This is a genomic window from Streptomyces qinglanensis, assembly GCF_900111245.1.
Classification (GTDB): Bacteria; Actinomycetota; Actinomycetes; order Streptomycetales; family Streptomycetaceae; genus Streptomyces; species Streptomyces qinglanensis.
The window spans coordinates 166117-172522 of record NZ_FOGO01000017.1 but is presented as its reverse complement, the minus strand read 5'-3'; the positions used below and the strand labels follow the sequence as shown (position 1 = coordinate 172522).

Annotated in this window: 7 protein-coding genes and 1 pseudogene; 5 read left to right on the top strand and 3 right to left on the bottom strand. The window is 73.6% G+C overall.

The genetic code is table 11. The features are described 5' to 3' along the window. Both BMX65_RS33095 and BMX65_RS28090 read right to left on the bottom strand, forming a co-directional pair. Window positions 1-385 (bottom strand): annotated as a pseudogene (locus BMX65_RS33095) (transglycosylase SLT domain-containing protein); the annotation flags it as partial. Between the two features lie 375 nt (window positions 386-760). Continuing rightward, window positions 761-1132, bottom strand: a complete 372-nt coding sequence (locus BMX65_RS28090; protein ID WP_075003158.1) for a hypothetical protein — start codon at window positions 1130-1132, stop codon at window positions 761-763. A 346-nt stretch (window positions 1133-1478) separates the two neighbouring features. Here BMX65_RS28090 and BMX65_RS28085 point away from each other — a divergent pair, with 346 nt between their 5' ends. The 5 genes from BMX65_RS28085 to BMX65_RS28065 all read left to right on the top strand — a co-directional run bounded on the left by BMX65_RS28085 (window position 1479) and on the right by BMX65_RS28065 (window position 5836). Beyond that, on the top strand, window positions 1479-2654 hold the full coding sequence (locus tag BMX65_RS28085; RefSeq protein ID WP_075003157.1) for an MFS transporter: 1176 nt from the start codon (window positions 1479-1481) through the stop codon (window positions 2652-2654). Window positions 2655-3040: 386 nt separating this feature from the next. After that, window positions 3041-3616: a hypothetical protein gene (locus BMX65_RS34380; protein ID WP_075003156.1), complete on the top strand. Its 576-nt coding sequence runs from the start codon at window positions 3041-3043 to the stop codon at window positions 3614-3616. A 203-nt stretch (window positions 3617-3819) separates the two neighbouring features. After that, window positions 3820-4794 (top strand): hypothetical protein, encoded by a 975-nt coding sequence (locus BMX65_RS28075; protein ID WP_075003175.1) that lies wholly within the window; start codon window positions 3820-3822, stop codon window positions 4792-4794. A gap of 38 nt (window positions 4795-4832) precedes the next feature. Beyond that, window positions 4833-5339: a roadblock/LC7 domain-containing protein gene (locus tag BMX65_RS28070; RefSeq protein WP_107437603.1), complete on the top strand. Its 507-nt coding sequence runs from the start codon at window positions 4833-4835 to the stop codon at window positions 5337-5339. A 122-nt stretch (window positions 5340-5461) separates the two neighbouring features. Then, a complete protein-coding gene (locus tag BMX65_RS28065) occupies window positions 5462-5836 on the top strand; it encodes a hypothetical protein (RefSeq protein WP_075003154.1) in 375 nt (124 codons plus the stop codon). Window positions 5837-5958: 122 nt separating this feature from the next. Here BMX65_RS28065 and BMX65_RS28060 read toward each other — a convergent pair whose 3' ends face one another. Then, the gene (locus BMX65_RS28060; RefSeq protein WP_075003153.1) at window positions 5959-6168 is read right to left on the bottom strand and encodes a hypothetical protein; all 210 of its coding nucleotides are present in this window, start codon (window positions 6166-6168) and stop codon (window positions 5959-5961) included. Between the last annotated feature and the right edge of the window lie 238 nt (window positions 6169-6406).

The window sequence follows — 6406 nt, the reverse complement described above, 5'->3', positions numbered from 1 at the left end:
GGATGATGTTGCGCTTGATGCCGTCGTAGCTGCCGGGGATGTCGTGCTTGGCCATGACGGCGCGGGCCTCGCGGATCCAGCCGTCGAGGTTGTCCGCGTACTTGCCCTTGCCCTCGCCCTCGCCCTTGCTGTTGTCCTTGCTCTTGCTGTTGTCCTTGGCGGCCTTGTCCGCGCTCTGCTCGGCCTGGGTGGCCTGGGTGGTCAGGTGCTGGGCGGTGGCGGCGGCCCGGTGGGCGGCCGGGGAGGCGGCGTCGGGCTGGGCGGCGTGGGCGGTGCCGGTCAGGGCGGTGGCGGCGATACCGGCCGCACCCAGGACGGTCAGACCGCTGACGGCCACACGACGGGTGGGACGGACGGCGGTCAGAGTGCTCAGGGTGGTGCGCATGGGGAAGGGGGGGGCCTTTCGCGTGGGGGACGTGACGCCGCACCCGGCACGGGGCTGCCGGAGGTGTGGTTGCGCGGCGTGGGGCCCACCGTGCGCAAGACACCCCCCACCCCGGCAAACATGTGACCTACGACCCGACCTAGTCCCCCACACCCGGCCCGGGATGCTGACCCCGCACCCACCCCGATACCGGCATTCCGGACATACGAGGGCGGGTCGCACGTGGCCTGGACCCTATGGGCGGCCTCACACCACCCACCCCGCCACACCCCCGCCCCCACACCCCCAGTACCCACCCCTGCGCACACCGCCACGAATCGGGAAGACACCGGCCTGCCCCGGTGGTGTCACCGGTGGTGGACGGTCCGCATCCCGTCAGCAGAAGGGGCGGTCGCAACGGCGGTCGTCCGGGAGGACGCCGACCGCCGCCCGTGTGTCGCGTACCGAGACGGCGATACGCGCGAACCGGGTCTGCCCCCGTGTCTCGACGACCACGACCGGCTTCCAGGGGTGGACCGCGACGAAATCCTGCCCGTCCGGATGCCGCCAGACCCCGAGATGCGCGAGCCCGGGCAGATGGCTGGTCCGCTTCGCCCGGCCCCGCAGCGGGCGCCACCACGCCGAGGCGCCGCCGACCCGCGTCACCGCGGACAGCGGTACCCGTATCTCCCGGTGTCCTGTGGCGACCCTCTGCCACCAGCTCGGCCGGACGACCAGATCGTCCCTGTCGATCAGCAGCCGTGCCATGGCCTCGGCTCCGTCCGTTCCTGTCGACCTGCCTGCCGGCGCGAACGTCGGCCTGCCTGTCGCCCGACGTCGGCGCGCGGGCGCGCCGCGTCGACTGCTGCCGCGCGCCGTCCGCGCGGCCCCTTCCCGCTCTCCCCAGCCTGGGCCCCGCCTTCCGCTTCCGCACGGCAGGGAGGCCCGGGGGCCGATCCGGCTCGCCCGGCGCCGCGGCAGGGCCCGGAGACGGGCTGGCCGGTACGCGCTCGCGCCCGCCTCGGCATCCGGTCGCCGAACGGGGAGAACTGCCGGGAATCCGAACCGTGATCGGTCTACCCGTGGGTAGCAGTGCGGCATACGCTGTCCGGCCATGGTGGACACACGGATGCGGCACGGCAGGGCCGCGCTCGCCTTCAGCTTCTTCGCGCAGGGCGTCGCGTTCGCACTGCTGGTGACGCGCATCCCCGCTGTGCAGGATCGATACGGCATATCGAACGCCCTGCTCCCGGCCTTCCTCGCGGCGGTTCCGGTGCTCGCCGGGGCGGGGAGCGTGGGGGCGGAGCACCTCGTCAAGCGCGTACGACCCGGACTGGTGCTCCGGTGGTCGCAGCCGATGGTGCTGCTGGCACTGCTGGGTGTCGCGGCGGGAGATGCCGTGCTGCACCTGGCGGTGGCACTCGCGTTCTTCGGGGTCGGGGTCGGGGCGCTGGACGCCTCGATGAACATGCTCGGGGTGAGCCTCCAGTACCGCTATGGACGCAGCATCATGCTGGGCTTCCACGCCGCGTACAGCCTGGGCGGCATCGTGGGTGCGACGCTCGCCTGGGTGGGCGCGCACGGGCAGTTGCCGCTCCTCGGGTCGTACCTGCCCGTCGCCGCGGTGCTGCTGCCCGCCGCCCTGCTGGGCAGCCGGTGGTACCTGGACGCCGGTCGCGGCCCGGACCTGGAGGAGGGGCCCGGCGCTGCCGGGGCGGGGCAGCCGGTGGCCGCCTTCCGGTTGCTGCTGCCGCTGTGCCTGGTGATGACCTTCGCCTACATAGGGGACTCCACCGTCTCCAACTGGAGCGCGAAGTATCTCCAGGACGTGCTGGGCAGTTCGGAGCAGCTCGCCACCGTCCCCTACAACGTCTACATGGCGACGACGCTCATCGGCCGTTCCCTCGGCGACCTGGGGGTACGGCGATTCGGTGCCGCGGCAGTCGTCCGCGCGGGAGCGCTGCTGGCCGCGCTCGGGTTCGGCACGGTGGCGGCGGCTCCGGGCCCGGGAACGGGCATGCTCGGGTTCACCCTGCTCGGGCTCGGGCTGTGCGTGCTCGTCCCGCAGACGTTCGCGGCTGCGGGACGGCTCTTCCCAGGCGCCTCGGACTCTGCCGTCGCCCGCCTCAACATCTTCAACTACGTCGGATTCCTCATCGGTTCGCCACTGGTGGGCGCGCTGGGCGACGTCTGGAACTACCGCGCGGCCATGCTGGTGCCGATGGCGCTGGTACTGGTCACCGTCGTATACGCCACTTCCTTCACCCCGCGCCGGACCGCCACCGCCTGAGTGCGGCCCGGGTACGGCCTGCACCCGGTTTCCGGCCTGTCGGTGGGCGGGGGCGCGCGCAGGAGCTGTCCGCGGCTCCGGCTCGTCCGGGGCGTCGCGGTCCGCACCGCCTGAGACGTACAGCGTGGATCCAGGGCATTCCCGTGCGGGGCGGGTCGAGTCGGCCATTCCGCATGCCCGGAGACTCGATCTAATTCGATCAGAAGTAGCGCTCAAATGGCCTTTACTCGAAGAGGTTTGGTCAACTTCGGGGCGGTCTTGGCATGTTCCCCGGGAAAATGCCGGAACGCGCGCTGCTGTGCCGTGCACATGCGTAGTGTGAGCCTCACTGTCCGTGGCCGGGCGGGTTCGGCGGCGATGTGGTGTGCCGGGGAGGGGAGAGCAGCGTGCCCGGAATCGATGAGTGCCTCCTGGAGGCGATGCGATTGCCCGGCGCTCGCTGTGCCGCGGTGGTGGACTGGATCAGCGGACTGTCGCTCGGGGTCGCCGGGGAGCCGCCCGGCGGGGACCACGAGGCGGCCGCCTGCGAGACGGCCGAGCTGGCCAGAATGGTGGCCGAGTACCGCTCCCTCGGCCCGCTCTCCACGCTCGGCACCCCGGGCGATCCCGCGGCGCCGGCCCCCGGTACGCCTCCGCAGGCTCCGCACGCTCCTCGGGCAGGCTCTCCCGGCAGTGGCCCGAGCCCGGGTCCCGGCGACCCGGACGCCACCTCCGGACATCTGTCCCCTCCCGTCCCTCCCGGCACCCCGGACCTCTCCGATTCCGCGGCGCACCGCGGCGGCGCGGTGCCGGCTGTCGAGGACATCATCGCGACGAACAGCGACAGCTACCACCTCCTGCGGTTCGTGACCGGCGCCCTGGACGGCACGCTCTTCCTCCACCTGTGGCTCGCCCGGGACGAGGGCAATCTCGCGCTGGCCCGGATACGGCTGGCGGAGATCGCAGGCCGGATGGTGCTCTGATGGGAGCGGTCCCGGCCCCGGAGCCCCGGCCGCGCTCCGGCCCCGAACCGGCCGGAGGCGGGGGAGAGCGCAGGAACCGTACGCCGGAGGACCCGCCGCGCCCGTTACCGGGCCTTGCGCCGCCGCACGGCATGGCCGCTCCCGCGCCACGCATCCCGGTGCCGCACGGCACCGCGTGTCCCGGTGCCGCATACGCGGGCACCGTGCCGTTCCGCGTTCCCACGACGCCGGTCTCCTCGCCGACCCCCTCGACGCTGCACCGGCTCGCGGCCGAGCGCGCCACCGGTGCCTTCACCCGTGCGGGGGGCACTCTCTTCCTCGTCGACGGCCACATCGTGCACGCGGAGAGTTCGGCGGCCACGGGGCTGGAGATCCTGCTCAGCCGGGGCTGCGCCCTCTCCCGGGCGTGCTGGGAGGCGGCGATGACCGAGGCGGGGCGGGACGGCGGGGGGACGTGGCACCTGGTGGCCTCCGGCCGGGTCCCCGCCGGGGTACTGGAACTGTGCCGGGGCGTCGCGCTGTACGACGCGGCCTTCTTCGTGCTGGCGCCCGGCGGCGGGCCCGGCAGATTCCGGCACGGGGTACGGCACTGGCTCGGCGCCTGCGGGGGCGTCGTGCCGCTGGTGGTGGAGCGCGAGACCGTGCGTCGGCTGGCCTTCCTGGACCGCATCTGGCCCGACGCGCGCCTGGACGTCCTGCCGCCCGTGCCGGCCGGCGCCGCTGCCCCGCCCGGGGATCCGGCCGATCCGACGGCGCGGACCGGTGGGCCGCCGCAGGGTGCGCAACCGCATCCGACCGGACGGCAGGTGCGGTCCGCCTCGGCGCCCGGGCAGAGCAGCCGGCTGCGAGCCGTGCCGGACCGGCAGCTTCGGATCCTGGAGTTGGCCGACGGCATCCGCACCGCGACGGACATCGCCCGCGCACTCGGGCGGCCCGCCTTCCACACACTCGTGGAACTGCGCCGGTTGGCCGCTGCCGGTCTGGTGGCCCCGGCGCCGCACGACCGCTCGGCGGCAGGTGTGCCCGACCGGTGTCCGCGCCCGGGAGGCCGGTTCCCGGACGCGGACACCGGGGCCACCACTGGTGGGGCGCCTCCTTCCGGACCACCGGGGCCGGTGTTCGCGGAGCCGGACATCGCCCTGCTGCGCCGGCTGCGGGACGCGCTGGAGGCATTGTGATCAAGGGATTCCGGCAGCGGGCCGAGAGGAGAGTGCTCATGGCGGCGGAGCAGAGCGTGGGCGAGGAACTGCGTGGGCTGCGGGCCCGGGTTCCGCAGGTCGCCGGCGCGTTGGCGGCGACCGTGGACGGCTTCGTCCTGGCCGAGGACATGGCGCCGGCGCGGACGGGGGAACGCCCGGAGGCGGAGCCGCTGGCCGCGCTCACCGCCGCCGCGCTCGGCCTGGCCTTCCGGATGAACGAGGCCACGGCACGCGGCGCCTTCCGCGAACTGCTGATCCACGGGGAACTCGGGTACGTCGCCACGTACGCGGCCGGGTCGTCCGCGGTGCTGACGCTGCTCGCGGACGACCGGATCAATGTCGGCCGACTGCATCTGGAGGGGCGCCGTACGGCCGCGCGGATCGGCGCACTCGTGGCCGCCGTCCAGGGTCCGGCGGCTCCGCACCCGGTCGGGGACCGCCCGTCGCCCGAGCACCGGCCGCCACTGGAACGCCGCCGTCTCCCGCTGGAACGCCGCCGCCGCAACGCCCCGGCTCCGGAGTGACGGCCACCGCAGCACGCACCGGACGACCCCCCGGACCGCCCGCACGACGCACACCGGACGAAGCGCACCGGACGAAGCGCACCGGGTCGATCAACGCACCGACGAAAGGACAACAGGACACCATGTCGAACACCGATGCTTCCCTCAAGGAAGCGATGAGCAGCATCGACGGCACGATCGGGGTGGCCCTGGTCGACTACACCAGCGGTATGGCTCTGGGAACCCTCGGCGGGGGCAAGGACTTCGACCTCGAGGTCGCCGCCGCAGGGAACACGGATGTCGTGCGGTCCAAGTTGCGCACGATGGAGCACCTGGGCATCAAGGACGAGATCGAGGACATCCTGATCACCCTCAGCAATCAGTACCACCTGATCCGCCTGCTGCGGGCCAAGAGCGGCAACGGGCTCTTCCTCTACATCGCGTTGGACGCAGGCAAGGCCAACCTCGCCATGGCACGGCACCAGTTGCGGCGGATCGAGGCGAACCTGGAGGTCTGAGCTGCTCTGCCCACCGCTGCCGGGGGCAGGGACTCGCCCGGCGGTCCGGGTGCCCGGGACGCCCCGGCGGGCGATGCACAGGGGAGCCGGCAGGCGGGCGAGGTGCCCGCCTGCCGGCTCCCTCACCGGGCCGTGTGCCGGAAGAGGCGCACTGCCGCCTCGGCGTACCCGGTGTGCTGCGGCGAGTCCCGGCCCGCGCTCAGCCGTCGGGGTCGAAGCCCGACGACCAGAGCGAAGGCCCCGGTCACGACGGCGGCGGCGCTGCGCTTCCCTCCCGCGGTCCCACGCTGCCGGGCGGCGGGGATGCGGGGAGCGCCGTTCGTCGTCTTCATGCGCGCACTCCGAAGTGGGGGACGGGTGGGCGCGGTTCACCCTGCCGTGCGGCGGCGTGCCTGCCAAGAGGGCAGGCACGCGCTCCCCAGGTCCGGACTCCGGGACGCACCGCCACGGCACCGCTGCGGGTCTCCGGCCGCGGCTTCTTCCCCGCCCGCGCCGCATCTGCCGAAAGTGCAGGGTCGGCACCGGCTTTCGCGGGTGCCGGGCGCGGTGGGCGGGTTCCTACGCTGCGGG

Coding starts and splice junctions, on each gene's coding strand:
- BMX65_RS28070 (WP_107437603.1), top strand. CDS start 4,833: ATGGCGGCGGAGCAGAGCGTGGGCGAGGAACTGCGTGGGCTGCGGGCC.
- BMX65_RS28085 (WP_075003157.1), top strand. CDS start 1,479: ATGGTGGACACACGGATGCGGCACGGCAGGGCCGCGCTCGCCTTCAGC.
- BMX65_RS28060 (WP_075003153.1), bottom strand. CDS start 6,168: ATGAAGACGACGAACGGCGCTCCCCGCATCCCCGCCGCCCGGCAGCGT.
- BMX65_RS28090 (WP_075003158.1), bottom strand. CDS start 1,132: ATGGCACGGCTGCTGATCGACAGGGACGATCTGGTCGTCCGGCCGAGC.
- BMX65_RS28065 (WP_075003154.1), top strand. CDS start 5,462: ATGTCGAACACCGATGCTTCCCTCAAGGAAGCGATGAGCAGCATCGAC.